The organism is Rhizobium sp. WYCCWR10014 (genome assembly GCF_001657485.1).
Lineage (GTDB): Bacteria > Pseudomonadota > Alphaproteobacteria > Rhizobiales > Rhizobiaceae > Rhizobium.
On the sequence record NZ_LXFU01000049.1, the window covers coordinates 26,514 to 45,729 of the forward strand.

The following is a 19,216-nucleotide window of genomic DNA, read 5'->3' on the forward strand; positions in this document are numbered from 1 at the left end:
TTCAGCTCCTTGCAAGTTCCTCGAGCCGGGCGTTTGCGCGCACCAGAGGCTTGGACAGTTCGAAATTGGCGCCGGCGACCGCATCGCCGATGATGACCATGACAGGCCCGGTCAATTCGTCGCGGTGCTGCAGATCGGGCAGATCGGCGAGCGTGCCATGCAGCAGGCGGCGATCGGCGCGGCTGGCATTTTCGATGACGGCGACGGTGGTCTCAGGCGGAATGCCCGCCTGCATCAGCCGCTCGGCAACGGAGGCTGCAACCGTGCGGCCCATGTAGACGGCGATCGTCGCGCCGGAAACGGCAAGGCTTGCCCAATCGGGCAGCACGTCGCCGGTGAGATCATGGCCGGTGGTAAAGACCAGCGAGGAGGCAACGCCGCGCAGCGTCAGCGGCAGCTCGAAATCGGCAGCGGCGGCGAAAGCCGAGGTAATGCCCGGCACGACCTCATAGGTGATGCCGGCAGCGCGCAGTGCTGCCATCTCTTCCCCTGCCCGGCCGTAGACCAGAGGATCGCCGGATTTCAGACGGACAACGCGCTTGCCTTGGTGGCCGAGATCGACCAGCAGGTCGTTGATTTCTTCCTGGGACTTCGAGTGGCAGCCCTTGCGCTTGCCGACGGAAAGCCGCTCGGCATCCCGGCGGCCCATATCGACGATCGCCTGCGGCACCAGCGCGTCATAGACGATAACGTCGGCTTCCATCATCACGCGCTGGGCGCGCAGCGTCAGCAGATCCTCGGCACCCGGACCGGCGCCGACCAGCCAGACGTGGCCGGCGACCTTGTCCATCGCGTGCAGCAGCCGGTCGGCGGCATGGCGCGCCTGCGGCAGGTTGCCGTTGGCGACCGCATCGGCAACGGCACCGGAAAAGAAACGACGCCAGAAAACCCGGCGGGAGACGCCTCTCGGAATCAATTGTTCGACGGCCTTGCGGTAGCTCGTTGCCAGCCCGGCAAGGCGGCCGAGCGAGGGCGAAAGAAGCTGGTCGATCTGCGCGCGGATCATCTGCGCCAGAACCGGCCCTGCCCCTTCGGTGCCGATCGCAACGGCGACGGGCGCGCGGTTGACCAGCGCCGGCGTGAAGAAGTCGCAGTAATCGGGCTGATCGACGGCATTGGCCGGAATTCTGGCGGCACGCGCAGCGTCGACGATGCTGCGATCGTCGGCTTCATTGCCGGTTGCGGCGAAGACGAGCGCCGAACCCTCTACCTGTTCGGCGGAGAAGGCAGCGCGCACGGTCTCGATACGGTTGGCAATCAGGAAAGCGTGGTAATCGGCTTCCGGCCGGTCGGCATAGGCGACAATCCGCGCCTTTGTGTTGAGCAGCAGCCGCACCTTGGCGAAAGCTTCATCGCCATTGCCGAAGACAGCCGTCTTCTGGCCTTCCACGCGAAAGAAGGCGGGAAATACCGAAAGCTGTTCAGTCTTGGGAGACATCATCAATCCACTTCGAAGTTGCCGGAATATGCCCTTGATCGACAAGGGATTGAAGGAACAGAAATTCGAAAGCCCAAGCAAGCAGGTATTCTTTTGCTCGTGCCGTCAGTGATTTGAGAAAAGTCACCCGTGCTGCCAAAAAGCCGCATATTCCCAGCCTGCTTGCTGCGGTGCAGTATAAAGCCTGTGACAAAAGACGTCCACCGGTGCTTCACGCATTTCACTCGCGCCGCCAAGGCGATAGACTGAGGAAAACTGGAGGGCCCTCATGCCTGATAAGACCATTGCCTCCCGCCTGCTTCAGGTGATGGAAGACGACATACTGCCGCTGACGGAGCGTGGCGTTTCGCTTGGGAATAAGGTGTTCGGTGCGGCAATCTTAAGGAAATCCGATTTTTCGCTTGTCGTCGCCGAAACCAATAACGAGCTGGAGAACCCGCTCTGGCACGGCGAGGTGCATACGCTGAAGCGCTTCTACGAGCTTGGCGACAAGCCGCCGACCAAGGATCTGATCTTCCTGTCGACGCACGAACCCTGCACCATGTGCATGTCGGCGATCACCTGGGCCGGCTTCGACAATTTCTACTATTTTTTCAGCCACGAGGATTCGCGCGACGCCTTCGCCATTCCGCACGATTTGAAGATCCTGAAGGAAGTCTTCGGGCTTGAACCCGGCGGCTACCGCAGGCAAAACGCCTTCTGGAACAGTTTTGCCATCGCCGATCTCGTCGAGACCGAAGAGGCTCCGCTGAAGACCGCGCTGAAGACACAGACCGCCCGCATCAAGGCGCGCTACGACGCGCTGTCGACCAGCTACCAGTCGTCGAAGAGCGCCAACGACATTCCCTTGAACTGAGGGCCGCTGAACTGAGGCCCACCGAACTGAAGCCTGCTGAACCGAGGCAACATGCAACCTTCCAAAGACATTTCGCGGCTGATCGAGATCATGGCGGCGCTGCGCCATCCCGAAACCGGCTGCCCCTGGGACATTGTGCAGAGTTTCGAGACGATCAAGCCCTATACGATCGAGGAGGCCTATGAGGTCTCGGATGCGATCGAGCGCGGCGATATGGACGATCTCTGCGACGAACTGGGCGACCTGCTGCTGCAGGTGGTCTTTCACGCCCGCATGGCCGAGGAGGCCGGCGAATTTTCCTTCGGCGATGTGGTCAACGCCATCACCGCCAAGATGATCCGCCGCCACCCGCACGTCTTTGCCCGATCGGCGGCGGACACACCAGACGCGGTGAAGAGACAATGGGACGAGATCAAGCAGGCGGAGAAACGCGAGCGCGCCGAGCGGCGCTCACGCCGCGGCATCACCGAGGATTTCAACAGCGGCTTCCTCGGTTCCGTGCAGCGCAGCTTTCCGGCGTTGACGGAAGCGCTGAAGCTGCAGGAACGCGCCGCCAAGGTCGGCTTCGATTGGTCAGCACCCGAGCCGATCCTCGACAAGATCGAGGAGGAGATCGGCGAATTGCGAGCAGCCCTTCGCGAAGGCGATCAGGCAAAGGTCAGCGACGAGCTCGGCGACCTGATCTTCGCGGTCGTCAATATCGGCCGGCATGTGAAGGCCGATCCGGAGCAGGCAGTGCGCGGTACGAATACGAAATTCCGACGTCGTTTCAGTTACATCGAGCATGTTCTTGAAGCGGAAGGTGAAACGCTGGAAGCGGCGACGCTGGAGCGGATGGAGGAAATCTGGCAGGCGGCGAAGGCGATCGAGCGGGCGATCGTGGTTGGGTAGGTTGGGCTCGAGTTTGGCGAGAAGCCAACCCCTTCTCCGTCATCCTCGGCCTTGAGCCGAGGATCCATGGCAGGCCGCTGGTGGACGCGGGTGGATGCTCGGCTCAAGGCCGAGCATGACGGAGGTTGAGGCTGGACTTGTCGCCAACCAGCCGGTCTGCGGAGGCCATATCTCCCTTTTCCCCAGGGGGCCGAAGGAAGTCTTGATCTCGCTTACCTCTCCCAATCTTCCTTTGAAGACTTCGGGCCATTGCCGATGCGGCGTTCGAGTTCGGTTGCTTCGGTTTCGGACAAGCGCAGATCGAGGGTGATCGTGCCGTCCTCATTATCCTCGCGGCCGTCGACGATCGCGTGATCGTAAAGCCAGGGCAGCAGCGCAAGCTTGTCGACCGGAAGGCGGATCGTTGCCACGGTCATCACGCCGGACAGTCTGCGGCTGATCTCTTCCATCAGCGTGTCGACGCCCTCGCCGCTGACGGCCGAAACGGCCACCACGTTGCTGGCGCCGGCCGATTTCTGCACCATGGTGTCGTGCACCTCCGGCTCCAGCCGGTCGATCTTGTTCCAGACCTCGATCAGGCGCTTTTCGGCTTCGGCCTCGTCAATGCCGAGGTCGTTCAGGATGCGCATCACATCGGAGCTCTGCGCCTGGTTGTCGGCATCGGACATATCGCGGACATGCAGGATGAGATCGGCTTCCAGCACCTCTTCCAGCGTCGCCCGGAAGGCGGCGACCAAATGGGTCGGCAGGTCGGAGATGAAGCCGACGGTGTCGGACAGGATGACAGTGCGGCCGTGCGGCAGTTTCATGCGCCGAAGCGTCGGGTCGAGCGTGGCAAAGAGCATGTCTTCAGCCAGCACGCCGGCGCCGGTGATGCGGTTGAACAACGTCGACTTGCCGGCATTGGTATAGCCGACGAGCGCCACGATCGGGTGCGGCACCTTGCGGCGCTTGGCGCGGTGGAGCTGGCGGGTGCGCACGACCTGCTCCAGCTCGCGTTCGAGCTTGATGATGCGGTCCTGCAGCATCCGCCGGTCGGCTTCGATCTGGGTTTCGCCGGGGCCGCCCATGAAGCCACCGCCGCCGCGCTGGCGTTCAAGGTGGGTCCAGCTTCGGACCAGACGCCCCTTCTGATAATTCAGATGGGCGAGATCGACCTGCAGCGTGCCTTCCTTGGTGGAGGCGCGGCGGCCGAAGATTTCGAGGATGAGGCCCGTCCGGTCGATGACCTTGGCGTTCCATTCCTTTTCGAGGTTGCGCTGCTGCACCGGCGTCAGCGGATGATCGACGATGACGAGACCGGAATCGCGCTCGTCGAGCAGCGCCTTGATCTCCTCGATCTTGCCGGTGCCGAGCAACGTGGCCGGTCTCGGATCGTTGACCGGGACGATAGAGCCATTGACGACATCGAGGTCGATTGCCTGGGCAAGGCCGGTCGCCTCTTCGAGACGGCTTTCCGGCGTGCGGGTCGAGGCCGATTCGCTCTGGCCGCCGCGACTGCGCGATTTCAGAACCGGCACGACGACAGTCGCGCGCATGTCGTCCCTGTGCTTGGCGGCCTCAGGGATGATCGAATCGTTCTTGGTATCGCGTGTCGAAATGACGGCTGATCCTGTTAGGACGCTGCTTCTTCGCTCTCGAACATCTGCATGGGCTGGCCCGGCATGATCGTCGAGATCGCATGCTTATACACGAGCTGCGAATGGCCGTCACGGCGAAGAAGAACACAGAAATTGTCAAAAGACGTAACAACGCCCGTGAGTTTCACGCCGTTGATCAGAAAGATTGTCAGGGAAATCTTTTGCTTGCGAACAGTATTGAGAAATAAGTCCTGAAGATTCTGAGAACGTTCCGCCATCGCGCCGCTTCTTTCTTTATTGCCGACCTGATCTGGCCGGTAGAATATCAATCAACCTCACCATGCGAAGACCGGTGGCATCCTCGTTCCACCTGTCCAGCAAATCTTGGTATCAAATCGCAATCTTTTCCGCAACGTCGAAAAAGGCTTCGCGGACTTTCTGCGAAACGCTGCCCGGATGGCCGTTGGCAATGGCCTGGCCATCGACGGAAACGACCGGAAAACAAATGCTTGTGGCTGCAGTGAGGAAGACCTCGCGGGCTGCGAGCATCTCCGAAACGGAGAAGCTCCGCTCGGCGATCTTCAACCCCAGCTTAGCTCCGACATCCATCAGAGTGGTGCGGGTAATGCCGCGCAGAATGCCGTGTTCGGCCGGGCGCGTCACCAGCGTTCCATCGGGATCGACGATCCAGACATTGGTCGCCGCCCCTTCCTTCACCATCCCGTCGCCGTCGACATAAATCGCTTCCTGGGCGCCGGCCTCTTTGGCCTGCTGGCGGGCCATGGCATTCGGCAGCAGCCCGACGGACTTGATGTCGACGCGGTCCCAGCGATTGTCGACAAGGGTAATCGCCTTGATGCCATTGGCGTTCTTGGCGGCGATGATCTTGGCATCGGTGCTCTTGGCGGTAATGACCAGCGAGGGCGGCGTTCCCTCGGCCGGGAAGACATGATCGCGGCGGGCGACGCCGCGCGTCACCTGCATATAGAAAAGCCCGTTGCGGACATGGTTGCGGCGCAGCGTCTCGCGAATGACCTGCGTCAGCGCCGCCCGGCCCATCGGCCAGGCGATGCGCAATTCACCGAGCGAACGGTCGAGACGGTTCAGATGGCGCGTGAGATCGACGATATAGCCGTGGCGCACTTCGCAGACCTCGTAGACGCCATCGGCAAACTGGTAGCCGCGATCCTCGATATGCACGCTGGCATCGGAATGCTTGACGTAACGGCCATTCACATAGGCAATTCTCGGCATGGGAAACCTGGTCTTCCGGAAAGCAATATAGCAGGCGGCGCGGCCTCGGCCGCGCCGGATACAATCAGACGCCGAGCGACTTCAGCTTGCGGTGCAGCGCCGAACGCTCCATGCCGACGAATTCCGCCGTGCGCGAGATATTGCCGCCGAAGCGATTGATCTGGGCGATCAGATAATCCTTCTCGAACATCTCGCGGGCTTCGCGCAACGGCAGCGTCATGATGTGATAGTCGTTCTTGGCGGACACTTTCGGCAGCATGTCGCCGAGATCGGTCGGCAGCATGTCGGCGGTGATCGGCGCATCCGGGCCGTCGGTGCGGGCAAGGATCATCAGCCGTTCGATATTGTTGCGCAGCTGGCGGATGTTGCCGGGCCAATCATGCGCCTGCAGCACCGCCATGGCGTCGTCGCCGATGCGGCGCGGACGGATGCCGGCCTGCTCGGAAATCTGGCGCATCAGCTGGTCGACGAGGAAGGGAATGTCCTCGCGCCGTTCGGCAAGTGCGGGCACACGCACCGGCACGACGGCAAGGCGATGGTAGAGATCCTCGCGGAACCAGCCCTCGGCGATACGGCTTTCGAGATTATAGGCGGTCGAAGAGATGATACGGACATCGACCTTGACGCGTTTCGAACCGCCGACCCGCTCGAACTGTTGGTCGACCAGCACGCGCAAGATCTTGTTCTGCGTTTCGCGCGGCATTTCGCCGACTTCGTCGAGATAGAGGATGCCGCGATGGGCTTCCTCGAGCGCGCCGATCTTGCGCGCCTGGCCGGGCGTGCCCTCGGTGCCGAACAGCGCCACTTCCATGCGTTCGGGCGTGATGTTGGCGGCGTTGATCGCAACGAAGGGGCCGTTGGCGCGGGCCGACTTCTTGTGGATCATTCGCGCCACCAGCTCCTTGCCGGAGCCGGAGGCGCCGAGGATCATGATCCGACTGTTGGTCGGCGCCACCTTCTCGATCGTCTGGCGCAGCTGCGAAACCGCGACCGAGGTGCCGATCAGCTCCAGCGCGTCGCCGGTTCGGCGCTTCAACTCGGAAACCTCGCGTTTCAGCTTGGAATTTTCCAGCGCGCGTTCGGCGATCAGGATCAGCCGGTCTGCCTTGAAAGGCTTCTCGATGAAATCGAAGGCGCCGCGCTTGATCGCCGAGACGGCGGTTTCGATGTTGCCATGGCCTGATATCATCACCACGGGAAGTTCCGGATGGCGGGTCTTGATCTCGTCGAGCAGCGACAGACCGTCGAGCTTGCTGCCTTGCATCCAGATATCGAGGAAGATCAGCCGCGGCACGCGATCGGAAATTGCCGCCAGCGCGCTGTCGCTGTCATGGGCCGTGCGCGTCTCGTGCCCCTCATCCGAGAGAATGCCGGAAACGATCTCGCGAATATCATGCTCATCGTCGACGACGAGAATATCAGAGGCCATAAACGCTTTCCTTGTCATTGGCTGCGGGGGCAGCAGGCGTCGGGTCCAGGCGTGGCAGATGCACGCGGATCATGGCCCCTCTTCCCCGGTCAAAATCGGCGGGCGCATCATGCAGCTCGAGCTGCCCGCCATGTTCCTCGATGATCTTCTTGACGATGGCGAGGCCGAGGCCGGTGCCCTTCTCGCGCATCGTCATATAGGGTTCCAGAATGCTGTGGCGGTTCTCCACCGGCAGGCCGCGGCCATTGTCAATCACGTCGACGGTGAAGCGGTCGCGGCCGGTATCGAGTGCGGCGCGGACGAGAATCTTGCGTTCGTCCCGCTCATCGCTCGGAACGGCCTCGATCGATTCGACGGCATTCTTGATCAGATTTCCGAAGGCCTGGCCGAGCATGCGGCTGTCGAACAGGCCCTCCAGCGGCTGGTCGCCGAAATCCTGCTCGAAGGTGACGTGATGGTTGCCCATCTCACGCAGGAAGATCGCGTCGCGCAGGATATTGCGCAGGTCGCTCGGCTCCTTGGTCGGCTTCGGCATGCGGGCAAAGGCGGAGAATTCGTCGACCATGCGGCCGATATCGCCGACCTGGCGGATGATCGTATCCGTGCACTGGTCGAAAACGGTCCGGTCACCCGGGTCGATCTGCTTGCCGTAGCGGCGCTGGATGCGCTCGGCGGAAAGCTGGATCGGCGTCAGCGGGTTCTTGATCTCATGAGCGATGCGCCTTGCCACGTCGCCCCAGGCGGTCGAGCGCTGGGCGATGACGAGATCGGTGATGTCGTCGAGCGTGATCACGTAGGATTCGCTCATGTCGCGCACTTCCTCGCGGGTGACCTGGACGCTGAGCGTCCTCACAGTGCCGCCGCGCACCAGCGCGATCTGCTTGCGGAAATCGCCGCGATAGCGCACCGCCGCCTCGGTCAGCACGTGATCGACCTCAGGTGCGATGTCGACCAGCTGCTTTCCGAGCATCTCGTCGGCCGACAGCGACATCAGCGTCTCGGCGGAGCTGTTGACGATGGCAATGCGGCGGTCCTGCTCGACGCCGATGACGGCGGCGGTGACGCCCGATAGCACCGCCTCGATGAAGCGGCGGCGGTCGTCGACCTCGTCCTTGGCTTCCAGGATCTCGTCGCGCTGGGTGCGGATTTCCGAGATCATCTTGTTGAAGGTGCGCGAGAGATTGGCGACGTCGCCGTCGACCGCATGCACCGGCACGACGATATCCATATTGCCCGAAGCAACGCTGTCGGCCGCCGTGATCAGCAGGCGGATCGGCCGGACGATGCGGTCAGCGACGGCGATCGCGGTCCAGATCGCCGCCAGGAGCACGATCAGCGCGAAGCCGATATAGAGCACGGCAAAAGCGACCTGCAGCGAGAAGCGGTTGGCCTCCATCGAGCGGTATTCGGTGGCGTTCTCCTCCATCATGCGCATGGCGCCCATGACCTTGGGATCGACGGCGCGCACCGTATAGAGGAAGGTGCCCTGGATGGCATCGAGCTTGATGATGGCGCCGACGAGATTGGTAACGCCGGGCGGAATCAGCGTCGGCTGGCCGGCGGCGGCCTTTTCCAATGCGTCCTGCGGAATGGCCGGCAGCGGTTTTTCGGTGGCGATATCGGCCTGGACGATCACCGAGCCGTCGCGCTCGACGAGGAAGGCGCCAAGCAGGCCGCGGCCCCTCGCCTGGCGGGTCATCAGGTCGGCAAAACCCGTCCTATCGAGGCTATAGAGCGCGCGGTTGCGCTCCAGGTCGTTGGCCATGGAGACCGTCTGCCCCTGCAGGTAGCTGGCATTCTCCATCATGTAGGCTTGGCCGATATTGCGCGACGAGCTGACGATCGACTGGGTGCGCAGGGCGAACCAGCGGTCAAGACCGGCATTCAGCGTGATGCTGGCGAAGATGGCGACGAGGATCGCCGGCGTGATCGCGACGATCGAAAAGAGCACGACGATGCGGATATGCAGGCGGGCTGCCGCACGGCCGCGGGTACGCGCCTTGAGCAGCCTTGCCACCTCGCGGCCGATCAAGGCGAGCAGCGTCAGGACAAAGAAGGAATTGACGATCACCGAGGTGATGACGACATGCGACGTCGGGGCGATCGGCGTCAGACCGAGCAGCACGAACAACGTGGCCGTGGCGCAGAGCAGCGCGCCGCCGGCGAGCACCAGGCCGGGCACGGCAAAAAGGGCGCGGCGGTCGGTCACCGTCGTCACCGTCTCGCCCGCCGCCGCCGGCGATACCCCATCCTGCGTCATTCGGCCTCTCTTCAGGCGGCACCTGCCGCCCTCGCCGTCCGATTGAAAACCAAGCAACGCCGGCTTAAAAGCCAGCGCTGTAACGACTCGATCGGGAGCGAAATACCTAAACCCTTGCGTGACCTTTAAGCAACGCATTGTGGCGAAAATGCAACGCATCTCGTCACGTTGTCAAGCCGTGCTTCCCTCGACGAGTCTTAATCTGACCCCTCGAGGGAAGTTGTTTCACCTGAAGCGCGACGCAATCTTTCAGATCGCTCCTCGCGCTTTAGGTCTTTGTTTGACGCATGTCGTTAGCGCAAAACCGCTGCACACTTTTGCGCGACATGCTTTAGAACCGACGTGGTCCTTCGGGCTTGTTTCCGACGATCGTGTCGATCCGGTCCAGCACGTCAGACGTCATCTTCTCTCGGTGTGAGAGGGCCGCGAGATTGTCCTGCAGCTGGCTGGCCCGCGAGGCTCCAAGAATGACGGTCGAGACGTTGCGGTTGGCAAGGCACCACAAAAGGGCGAGATGCGTGATCGATATCCCGATCTCGTCCGCGAGCTTTGCGAGTTCGCCAACTTGTTTGAGCTGGGCAAGGCCAGCATCACTGGACCACTTTTCCTTCAGCCATTCGTAGCCCGGCAGGTTCATGCGGCTGTCGGCCGGCACACCATTATTGTACTTGCCGGTCAGGACGCCCGAGGCGAGCGGTGACCAGATCGTGGTGCCAAGGCCGATCAGGTCATAGAGCGGCAGATAGTCGGACTCGACCTTCTGGCGTTCGAAGATGTTATACTGCGGCTGCTCCATGGTCGGCGGCGTGATGCGCAGGTCCCGGGCAATGGCGTAGGCTTCCGTCAATTGCTGCGCGGACCATTCCGACGTGCCCCAGTAGAGCACCTTGCCCTGGGCGACGAGATCATGCATCGCCCGGACTGTTTCCTCGATCGGCGTGTCGATATCCGGGCGGTGGCAGAAATAAAGGTCGAGGTAGTCGACCTGAAGCCGCTTGAGCGCTGCGTGGCAGGCGTCGGTCACATGCTTGCGCGACAGGCCGCGCTGCGTCGGCTTCTGGCCTCCCCAGAAGACCTTGCTGGAGACGACGAAGCTGTCACGGCTCCAGCCTAGCCTGCTGAGCGCCTCGCCCATCACGATCTCGGACTTGCCGCTCTCGTATCCTTCGGCATTGTCGAAGAAGTTCACCCCGTTGTCATAGGCAAGCTTCATCAGGTCGACGGCGTCGCCTCCATTGACCTGCTTGCCGAACGTCACCCATGAGCCGAAGGAGAACTCGCTCACTTTCAGGCCCGATTTTCCCAAACGTCGATATTCCATCATGCAACTCCCGCAAATTATGAATATGTGCCGGTCTGCTACCGGGGTCGGTGCCGCCCGATTGATCGACGACCGATTCGCGTAATCTATGGCATGCGCAACGATATGCGAGGCTCAGCCCGCAAGTTGACCAAAACACGATGTCGCAGTTCCCGTCCGCCCCGACCGTAAAGAAAAAGGGCGCTCAACGACATCAGCCGGAGCGCCCCGTGGCATGCGATCGACGACGTTTGCGGCGGAGGTCGACGGCAGCAACAGCAGAATGATGAGATTCGGAACGGATAGGCAACATGCGATTGGAATCTGCGACATTATCGACCACTGATTGATCATGTCATCCACCGGATATCCACAGCTTATCCACAGGCACGGCGACGACGATCGCAGCAACTTCAATGACATTCGCCCGGCGGCAAACCACCCCTCACAAATGCTTATGTGACTGTTGAATGACACCGCATCTTTGTTTGTCTGCTTGGATATAAACCGCGACCTGGCTCAGATAGTCTCACCTCTCCTCCCGACCGTGGCGGCGGACGCCGGGAGGGGTGGGCGGTGGGCAAACATGAGGGCCCGCCGCCTTCTTTTTATCGCGCCCCCGAACAGGCTCAGGCGGTGCGGGAACTCCTGTAGACCGAGACGCCAAGTTCCCTGATCTTCTTGCGCAAGGTGTTGCGGTTGAGACCGAGAAGATCGGCCGCCTTGATCTGGTTGCCGCGCGTCGCCGTCAGTGCGGCGAGGATCAGCGGATATTCCATTTCGGTCAGCACACGGTCATAGAGGCCGGGCGGCGGCAAGTTGTCCCCAAAGCCTGCGAAGTAGCTGCGCATGTTCTCCTCGACGGCCTGGGCGATTGTCATCGAGCCGCTGCGCATCGGCCCCTTGTCGATCGGGCTGTCGGGCACGTCGGAACGCAGTTCCGCGTCGATGATCTCGCGGGTGATCACATCTTGGGGGTAAAGCGCCATCAGACGGCGGATGAGGTTCTCCAACTCGCGGACGTTGCCCGGCCAGGCATAGGCCTTCATCAGTTCGAGGGCTTCCTGATCGAAGCGCTTGGAGCCGAGACCTTCCTTTTCGGCCTGCTGGATGAAATGGCGCACCAGGTCGGGAATGTCCTCGGCGCGGTCGCGCAGCGGCGGCAGGCGCAGCGGCACGACATTGAGGCGGTAATAGAGATCCTCGCGGAAGAGGCCCTGGTTGATTGCCTGCTTCAGGTCCTTGTTGGTGGCGGCAACGATGCGCACATCGGTGCGGATCGGCGTGCGGCCGCCGACGGTGGTGTATTCGCCCTGCTGCAGGACGCGTAAGAGCCGTGTCTGGGCGTCCATCGGCATGTCGCCGATCTCGTCGAGGAAGAGCGTGCCGCCTTCGGCCTGCTCGAAGCGGCCGGTCGAGCGCGTCTGCGCGCCGGTGAAGGCGCCCTTCTCGTGGCCGAAGAGTTCGGATTCGATCAGGTCGCGCGGGATCGCCGCCATGTTGATTGCGACAAACGGGCCGTTGCGGCGCTTGCCGTAATCATGCAGCGCGCGGGCGACGAGTTCCTTGCCGGTGCCGGATTCGCCGGTGATCATCAGCGTCAGGTCCGTCTGCATCAGGCGGGCGAGCACACGGTAGATTTCCTGCATCGCCGCCGACCGGCCGACGAGCGGCATGCCGTCCTGCATGTCGTCTTCAAGCTTGGCAGGCTTGCGCTTCGGCTCGGCAAGTGCCCGGCCGATGATGCCGATCAGTTCGGTGAGGTCGAAGGGCTTCGGGAGATAGTCGTAAGCGCCCTTTTCCGAGGCCTTGATGGCGGTCATGAAGGTGTTCTGGGCGCTCATGACGAGAACCGGCAGGTCGGGCCGCGCCTTCTTGATGCGCGGCAGCAGATCGAAGGCGTTCTCGTCGGGCATCACTACATCGGTGACGACCAGATCGCCCTCGCCTGCCGAAATCCAGCGCCAGAGGGTAGCGGCGTTGGAGGTGATGCGGACGTCATAACCGGCGCGGCTCAAAGCCTGGTTAAGCACGGTCCGGATGGCCGCATCATCATCTGCAACGAGGATCGTGGCTGTCATCGAGAAGGTCCTGTCGAGCTTGCTATAGAGGCGTCTTCAAGCGAGGCGTCCTTCGAGGCCGGCATGAGAACGCGGAATGTCGTGCGGCTGTTCTGGCTGTCGCATTCGATGATGCCGCCGTGATCGCCGATGATCTTGGCGACCAGCGCCAAGCCGAGGCCGCTGCCGTTCGGCTTGGTGGTGATGAAGGGATCGAAGAGATGCGGCACCAGATCGGCGGGAACGCCGGGACCGTTGTCATGGACGCAGAATTCCAGCGGCAGCGAGATCTTCTCGCGCGTGCCGGCGACCGAAAGACGGATGCCCGGGCGATAGGCCGTCGTCAGCATGATTTCGCCGTCCGGCCGATCGCCGACCGCTTCGGCGGCGTTCTTCACCAGATTGAGGAAGACCTGGACGAGTTGATCGCGATTGGCATAAACGGCCGGCAGCGACGGGTCGTAACTTTCGGTGACCCGGATGTTGCGGGCAAAACCTGCCTTGGCGACGGCCTTCACATGATCGAGCACGGAATGGATATTCACCGGCATGCGGTCGACGGGGCGTTCGTCGGAAAAGACTTCCATACGGTCGACCAGCGAGACGATGCGATCGGTCTCGTCGCAGATCAGCCGGGTCAGCGCCCGATCGTCGTCGACCGCAGACTGTTCGAGCAGCTGGGCGGCGCCCCGTATGCCGGAGAGCGGGTTCTTGATCTCATGCGCCAGCATCGAGGCAAGGCCGGTCACCGAGCGGGCGGCGGCGCGATGCGTCAGCTGCCGGTCGATCTTGTCGGCCATCGAGCGTTCCTGAAAGACGATGACGACGGCTCCGGGCTCGCTGAGCACCGGGGCAACATAGAGATCGACGAGCTTATCCTGGCCGAGGCGGGGCGAACTCAGGTCGACGCGATATTCGTTAACCGGCGCCTTGCGCTCGCGCACCTGGTCGATCAAGGCGAGCAGCGGGCTGCCGAAGGGAATGAAGGTCGAGATCCGGTAACGCGCCAGATGCGAGGCGCTGGCGCCGAAGAAAGCCTCCGCCTCCCAATTGGCGAAAACGACAAAGCCGGATTCGTCGACCATGATGACGGGGTTCTGGATGGCGTTCAGCACGGCCATGGCGACGGTCCCGCCGGCGTGATCGGACGGAGATGTCATATCCTTCGTCATGCCGCCTCCCGGCTGTCGACAATACTCGCCGCAAGCGCATCGTAGAGGCGCGCGGCCACTTCGCGCGGGTCGCGCGAGGTCATGATCGCAGCCTTTTCGTCCCCCAACAGATCAGGCGCGAAACGCTGGAGATACCAGCCAAGGTGCTTGCGGGCATGGCGGATCGCCACCGCTTCGCCGTAGAAATCCAGCATCATGCGGTAATGCTCGACGGCGATATCGGCGATCTCCTGCGGTAGCGGCTCGGGCGCCCCAGCTATGACGCCGGCATGCCACGGCCTGCCCTGGCAGCCCCTGCCGATCATCACGGCATCGGCGCCGGAGCGGCGCAATATTTCCTGCGCATCGCTTGCCGTTTCGACATCACCGTTGGCGATCAGCGGAATGGAGATCACTTCGCGGACGGCGCGGATCGCATCCCAATCGGCTCGGCCTTCGTAGAATTGCATGCGGGTGCGCCCATGAATGGTCACAAGCTGGATGCCGGCCGCCTCGGCGCGGCGGGCAATATCAGGCGCGTTGATCGAATTCTCATCCCAGCCAAGGCGCATCTTCAGCGTCACCGGAATGTCGACGGCCTTGACCGTCGCCTCGATGAGGCCGAGCGCGTGATCGGGATCACGCATCAGCGCCGAGCCGGAATAACCGCCGATCACTTTCTTTGCCGGGCAACCCATGTTGATGTCGATGATATCGGCGCCATGATCGGCGGCGATCTTGGCCGCCTCCGCCATCCAATGCGCCTCGCGCCCGGCAAGCTGCACCATATGCGGCCGGAAGCCCGCAGCGCTGAGCCGCGACCAGGATTCGGCCGTGTCGTTGACCAGCTCGCGGCTCGCCACCATTTCGGTGACGACGAGGCCGGCGCCGAAGCGCCAGGCAAGCTCGCGGAAGGGCATATCCGTGACGCCGGACATCGGCGCCAGTACAACGCGGTTCCGCACGGACACGGGTCCGATTTGGAAAGGCGCTGCAAGGTCCTTGGAAATCAAATGATTATCTTTCGGGCACACAATAGAACTGCATTATTTTTAGCCATTATTCCCTGGCTTGCCAAGGGGGCTGGGATCGGAATTGATATTTTTCGGGCAGATGCTGGAAAAGGCCAAAGCAAGACGTTAGAGCACTCGGGTCAATTCCGCATAATTTAGGGGATTTATGCTGCAAATGCCTTCTAAGCAACCGATATCGGCTGGAATTGTCATCGTTGCCGCCGGCCGCGGCGAGCGCGCAGGATCATCCAAGGAAGGCCCCAAGCAGTATCGCATGATCGGCGGCAAGCCGGTTATCGTGCATACGCTTGAAAACTTCATGACATGGGAAGCGGCAACTGAGATCGTCGTCGTCATTCATCCCGATGACGAGGCGCTGTTTGCGAAAGCCTTCCGCCACATCATCTCGGCAACGCCGATCGAAACGGTGCATGGGGGTGCGACCAGGCAGCAATCCGTGCTTGCCGGCCTCAGATACCTCAAGGACAAGCAAATCAGCCATGTGCTGATCCACGATGCGGTGCGGCCGTTCTTCGACCATGTGCTTCTGGACCGCATTGCCGAGAGCCTCGACGCCGGCGCACAGGCGGTGCTGCCGGCGATCCCGGTCACCGATACGCTGAAACGCGCCGACAGCGCCGGCACCGTGCTGACGACGGTTTCACGCGAGCATCTCTACTCGGCGCAGACGCCGCAATCCTTCGCCTTCGAAACGATCCTCGATGCGCATGAGAAAGCGGCGGCGAGCGGACGAAGCGATTTCACCGACGACGCCTCGATCGCCGAATGGCTGGGCATTCCGGTGACGATCGTCGAGGGCACGGCCGACAACGTCAAACTGACGGTCAAGAACGATATCGCCATGGCCGACGACAAGCTGTCGACTTCGCTGCTTCCAGACGTGCGCACCGGCAACGGCTACGACGTGCACCAGCTCGTGGCGGGCGACGGCGTGACACTTTGCGGCGTGTTCATTCCCCATGATCAGAAGCTGAAAGGTCACTCGGATGCCGACGTCGCGCTGCATGCGCTGACGGACGCGCTGCTCGCCACCTGCGGCGCCGGCGATATCGGCGATCATTTCCCACCGTCCGACCCGCAATGGAAGGGCGCGCCTTCGCGGATCTTCATCGAACATGCCGCCCGGATCGTGCGCGAGCGCGGCGGCACGATCATGAATGCCGACGTCTCGCTGATCGCCGAGGCGCCGAAGGTCGGCCCGCATCGCGACGCCATGCGGACGAAACTGTCGGATTATCTCGGCATCGATATCGAGCGTTGCTCGGTCAAGGCGACGACCAACGAGACGATCGGCTTCGTCGGCCGGCGCGAAGGCATCGCGGCGATCGCGACTGCCACCGTCGTTTATCGCGGGAGGAAATGATGAGTCTTTTTCCCGACGATATCCTTTCGGCGGCGGAGACGATCATCCGTGACTTTACGACTGCCGGCCTCATGGTCTCGACCGCCGAATCCTGCACCGGCGGGCTGATCGCCGTAGCGTTGACGGAGATATCGGGTTCAGCAGCCGTCGTCGACCGCGGCTTCGTCACCTATACGAATACCGCAAAGATGGAGATGCTCGGCGTGCAGGCGGAAACGCTGCTGCGTTTCGGGGCGGTCTCCGAGGAAACGGCGCGACAGATGGTGCATGGCGCCCTGTTCCGCTCACGTGCCGAGATCGCCGTTGCCGTCACAGGCATTGCCGGTCCTGGCGGCGGATCGGCGGAAAAACCGGTCGGCCTCGTGCATCTCGCCGCCAAATCGCGCGCTGGCGCGCTCATCCATCGGAAAATGCTCTATGGCGATATCGGCCGCAGCGAGGTTCGGCTGGCGACGATCAGGACGGCGCTGGAGATGGTGCGCTCACTCCTTGCTGCCTGATGCGGGTTCGCCCATCAGACCGGCGTGTAGATCCTGTTTGCCCTGGTCTCGAAGGCTTCGGTGAACATGCGGAAGGCGCGGTCGAACATCGAGCCCATCAACGCGCCGAGAATGCGGCTCTTGAACTCGTAGTCGATGAAGAAATCGACGGTGCAGCCGCCGGACGGCGTCTCGGCGAAGTGCCAGCGATTGTCGAGATATTTGAACGGGCCATCGATATATTTGACCTCGATGACGTGCTCGGCCCGGTTCAGCAGCACCTGCGTCGTGAAAGTCTCGCGGATCGCCTTATAGCCGACCGTCATATCGGCGACGAGCAGGATCTTGCCGTCGCGCTCCTTGCGGCTCCTGATGGCGAGCGCTTCGCAGAGCGGCAGGAATTCCGGATAGCGCTCGACATCGGCGACGAGGTCGAACATCTGCTCGGGCGTGTGCGGGACGGGACGGTGCGTTTCGAATTGCGGCATAGGCGGCAATTAATCGGGCCGGCCGAGAAGATCAAGAAGCTCGCGCATCTGGCGACGGGATTTTAGCTGAAGGACCGGCACGTCAGGACCATGTGCAGCGATGCCGGCGACGAGGCGCGGCGCAAATTTCTCCTCGAAGGTCCAGATGAAGCGGAGGAATTCCCAATCGATCTTCTCGATACAGCCCGGCGCCATTTCGGGGTGAGTGCGGCCGATCCATTTCGCCCACCGGCTGATTGCGCCCCGGATGCAGACAAGCCGCGGCATGCGGACCCAGATAACAAAATCGGTACGCGGTAGCCGAATGTCCAAGGAGGACGGGTTCGTGCCGTCCATGATCCAACGTTCTTGGAGGATCCGGCTGGCGATGATATTTCTCTGTTCGACCCTGTCGCGTGTGACCCAGCCGGGAAGCCAATAGACGTCGCGGTCGAGCGAAATGTAGGAAAGCCCGAAGCGCCTGGCGATCTTCAGCGACAGTGTGGATTTGCCGCCGCCCGAACAGCCGATGACGAGGATGCGGCGGACTGTACGGATATGCTCCGCAGCCTGTTTAAGATCGGTGATCTGCTGACGCGGCGGCAAGTCTACTCTCTGATCCATCGTCAAAACCTCGCTCTCTACTCGGCGTCATCCTATACAATGACGGTGACAAGGTGATCAGGAACCACACTTGATTCAGGACCGTTCGATGCCTGAAAGAAAGGACCCACTATTTCGATCCGAAAGAGAACAGGTTCAAGTAAAACAGGCGACGCATGGATATAATCACTGAGAACACCTACTCGTCGGACCAACATGCATTTATGTTCGCTCCTACCCTTCGCTCGCCAGTGGTTCTTTTGTGTGAGAGCTATCGGTCAGAAATGGAGTATGATTCTGACCCTCAGGCCGAGACGACGGCATTGACTGCAATATCTCAAGCTGCAAAGTCGCTTTCCGGAAATGTGTTCGCGGTTATGGCAGAGGCTAACATTGCCCCCATTTCGAAGCTGCGCTCATATAGAGGCTGCTTATTTTCCAGTCCCTTGAAGAGCATCGACCACTGCGATCTAGAAGTCAGCAACGGTAAGGGATATTCTCGGTTAGGAGCAGTAATTAGTCTCGATGACGCCCGCCCCGATTCGGATCCGGTAAAAATACTGCATTTTCGTACATCGATTTTTCTGATCACACCCCTCGATATTGAAGGTGTTTGCCGCCTCGCCGAGGCGTGGATGAGCGGAAACGATCAAGGAGTGCTGAGCTTGAACCTCTACGCTATCGCGGCCCATATCGCCGGAAACCCCGACAGCATGATCTTGCGCTACTTCTTTGCTGATAATGGGAAAAGCGAGAGGGTCGCACTCATCGCGAACGAAACGGCGGTCGGAGACCAGGCTCGTGCGTTTTTTGAAAATATACGAATTTAGAGGTGAGCCGAATGGTCGCCTAAGGTTCCCGCGGAGCCGTCTGCGAAATGAAAGACCAACGAGGCCTGTCATGACCTCCTGACACACAGCCGCCACTTTCCCCGTAAACGAAGCAAAAAGATATTCCCTAGGGTACTTCCCCTCGCCCCGTTTGCGGGGACAGGGTTAGGCTGGGGCGCAGGCGTCGGAGATTGAAAAGCATTGTCAACAGCCTGACCGCG

The 19,216-nt window shown here is 61.5% G+C and carries 17 protein-coding genes; 5 read left to right on the forward strand and 12 right to left on the reverse strand.

Going from position 1 to position 19,216, the window contains the following annotated elements; translation table 11 throughout:
• Position 1: 1 nt before the first annotated feature.
• Positions 2–1,438 (reverse strand): siroheme synthase CysG, encoded by a 1,437-nt coding sequence (gene cysG / locus A6U98_RS27785; RefSeq protein WP_064654319.1) that lies wholly within the window; start codon positions 1,436–1,438, stop codon positions 2–4.
• Positions 1,439–1,706: 268 nt separating this feature from the next.
• On the opposite strand from cysG, the gene A6U98_RS27790 reads away from it, so the two are divergent.
• Both A6U98_RS27790 and mazG read left to right on the forward strand, forming a co-directional pair.
• A complete protein-coding gene (locus tag A6U98_RS27790) occupies positions 1,707–2,294 on the forward strand; it encodes a nucleoside deaminase (RefSeq protein ID WP_064654198.1) in 588 nt (195 codons plus the stop codon).
• 51 nt (positions 2,295–2,345) lie between these two features.
• Complete coding sequence (gene mazG, locus A6U98_RS27795; protein WP_064654199.1) at positions 2,346–3,185, forward strand: nucleoside triphosphate pyrophosphohydrolase; 840 nt, start codon at positions 2,346–2,348, stop codon at positions 3,183–3,185.
• A 212-nt stretch (positions 3,186–3,397) separates the two neighbouring features.
• Here the strand turns inward: mazG and hflX are convergent, their stop codons facing one another.
• The 9 genes from hflX to dusB form a co-directional block, all read right to left on the reverse strand.
• Entirely contained in the window at positions 3,398–4,723 is a 1,326-nt protein-coding gene (gene hflX, locus A6U98_RS27800; protein WP_064654200.1) for a GTPase HflX, read from the reverse strand.
• A 77-nt stretch (positions 4,724–4,800) separates the two neighbouring features.
• On the reverse strand, positions 4,801–5,043 hold the full coding sequence (gene hfq / locus A6U98_RS27805) for an RNA chaperone Hfq (protein ID WP_003539403.1): 243 nt from the start codon (positions 5,041–5,043) through the stop codon (positions 4,801–4,803).
• 112 nt (positions 5,044–5,155) lie between these two features.
• A complete protein-coding gene (locus tag A6U98_RS27810) occupies positions 5,156–6,019 on the reverse strand; it encodes a D-amino-acid transaminase (RefSeq protein ID WP_064654201.1) in 864 nt (287 codons plus the stop codon).
• A gap of 64 nt (positions 6,020–6,083) precedes the next feature.
• Entirely contained in the window at positions 6,084–7,448 is a 1,365-nt protein-coding gene (locus tag A6U98_RS27815; RefSeq protein ID WP_064654202.1) for a sigma-54 dependent transcriptional regulator, read from the reverse strand.
• Positions 7,438–9,708 (reverse strand): PAS domain-containing sensor histidine kinase, encoded by a 2,271-nt coding sequence (locus A6U98_RS27820; protein ID WP_003539381.1) that lies wholly within the window; start codon positions 9,706–9,708, stop codon positions 7,438–7,440. Before A6U98_RS27820 ends, A6U98_RS27815 begins: the two co-directional genes overlap by 11 nt.
• A 331-nt stretch (positions 9,709–10,039) precedes the next feature.
• A complete protein-coding gene (locus A6U98_RS27825) occupies positions 10,040–11,029 on the reverse strand; it encodes an aldo/keto reductase (RefSeq protein WP_064654203.1) in 990 nt (329 codons plus the stop codon).
• Positions 11,030–11,637: 608 nt separating this feature from the next.
• On the reverse strand, positions 11,638–13,089 hold the full coding sequence (gene ntrC / locus A6U98_RS27830) for a nitrogen regulation protein NR(I) (protein WP_003539347.1): 1,452 nt from the start codon (positions 13,087–13,089) through the stop codon (positions 11,638–11,640).
• On the reverse strand, positions 13,086–14,240 hold the full coding sequence (locus A6U98_RS27835) for a nitrogen regulation protein NR(II) (RefSeq protein ID WP_064654204.1): 1,155 nt from the start codon (positions 14,238–14,240) through the stop codon (positions 13,086–13,088). Before A6U98_RS27835 ends, ntrC begins: the two co-directional genes overlap by 4 nt.
• The gene (gene dusB / locus A6U98_RS27840; RefSeq protein WP_197496449.1) at positions 14,237–15,253 is read right to left on the reverse strand and encodes a tRNA dihydrouridine synthase DusB; all 1,017 of its coding nucleotides are present in this window, start codon (positions 15,251–15,253) and stop codon (positions 14,237–14,239) included. Before dusB ends, A6U98_RS27835 begins: the two co-directional genes overlap by 4 nt.
• 145 nt (positions 15,254–15,398) lie before the next feature.
• Here dusB and A6U98_RS27845 point away from each other — a divergent pair, with 145 nt between their 5' ends.
• Together A6U98_RS27845 and A6U98_RS27850 are read left to right on the forward strand one after the other, a co-directional pair.
• Positions 15,399–16,616 (forward strand): bifunctional 2-C-methyl-D-erythritol 4-phosphate cytidylyltransferase/2-C-methyl-D-erythritol 2,4-cyclodiphosphate synthase, encoded by a 1,218-nt coding sequence (locus A6U98_RS27845; RefSeq protein ID WP_064654206.1) that lies wholly within the window; start codon positions 15,399–15,401, stop codon positions 16,614–16,616.
• Positions 16,613–17,116: a CinA family protein gene (locus A6U98_RS27850; RefSeq protein WP_197496450.1), complete on the forward strand. Its 504-nt coding sequence runs from the start codon at positions 16,613–16,615 to the stop codon at positions 17,114–17,116. Before A6U98_RS27845 ends, A6U98_RS27850 begins: the two co-directional genes overlap by 4 nt.
• 14 nt (positions 17,117–17,130) lie before the next feature.
• Here A6U98_RS27850 and A6U98_RS27855 read toward each other — a convergent pair whose 3' ends face one another.
• Complete coding sequence (locus A6U98_RS27855; RefSeq protein ID WP_003539340.1) at positions 17,131–17,583, reverse strand: type II toxin-antitoxin system RatA family toxin; 453 nt, start codon at positions 17,581–17,583, stop codon at positions 17,131–17,133.
• A gap of 9 nt (positions 17,584–17,592) precedes the next feature.
• The gene (locus tag A6U98_RS27860) at positions 17,593–18,186 is read right to left on the reverse strand and encodes a hypothetical protein (RefSeq protein WP_064654208.1); all 594 of its coding nucleotides are present in this window, start codon (positions 18,184–18,186) and stop codon (positions 17,593–17,595) included.
• Between the two features lie 155 nt (positions 18,187–18,341).
• Between A6U98_RS27860 and A6U98_RS27865 the strand changes: the two genes are divergently transcribed.
• Complete coding sequence (locus A6U98_RS27865; protein WP_064654209.1) at positions 18,342–18,995, forward strand: hypothetical protein; 654 nt, start codon at positions 18,342–18,344, stop codon at positions 18,993–18,995.
• Positions 18,996–19,216: the final 221 nt, after the last annotated feature.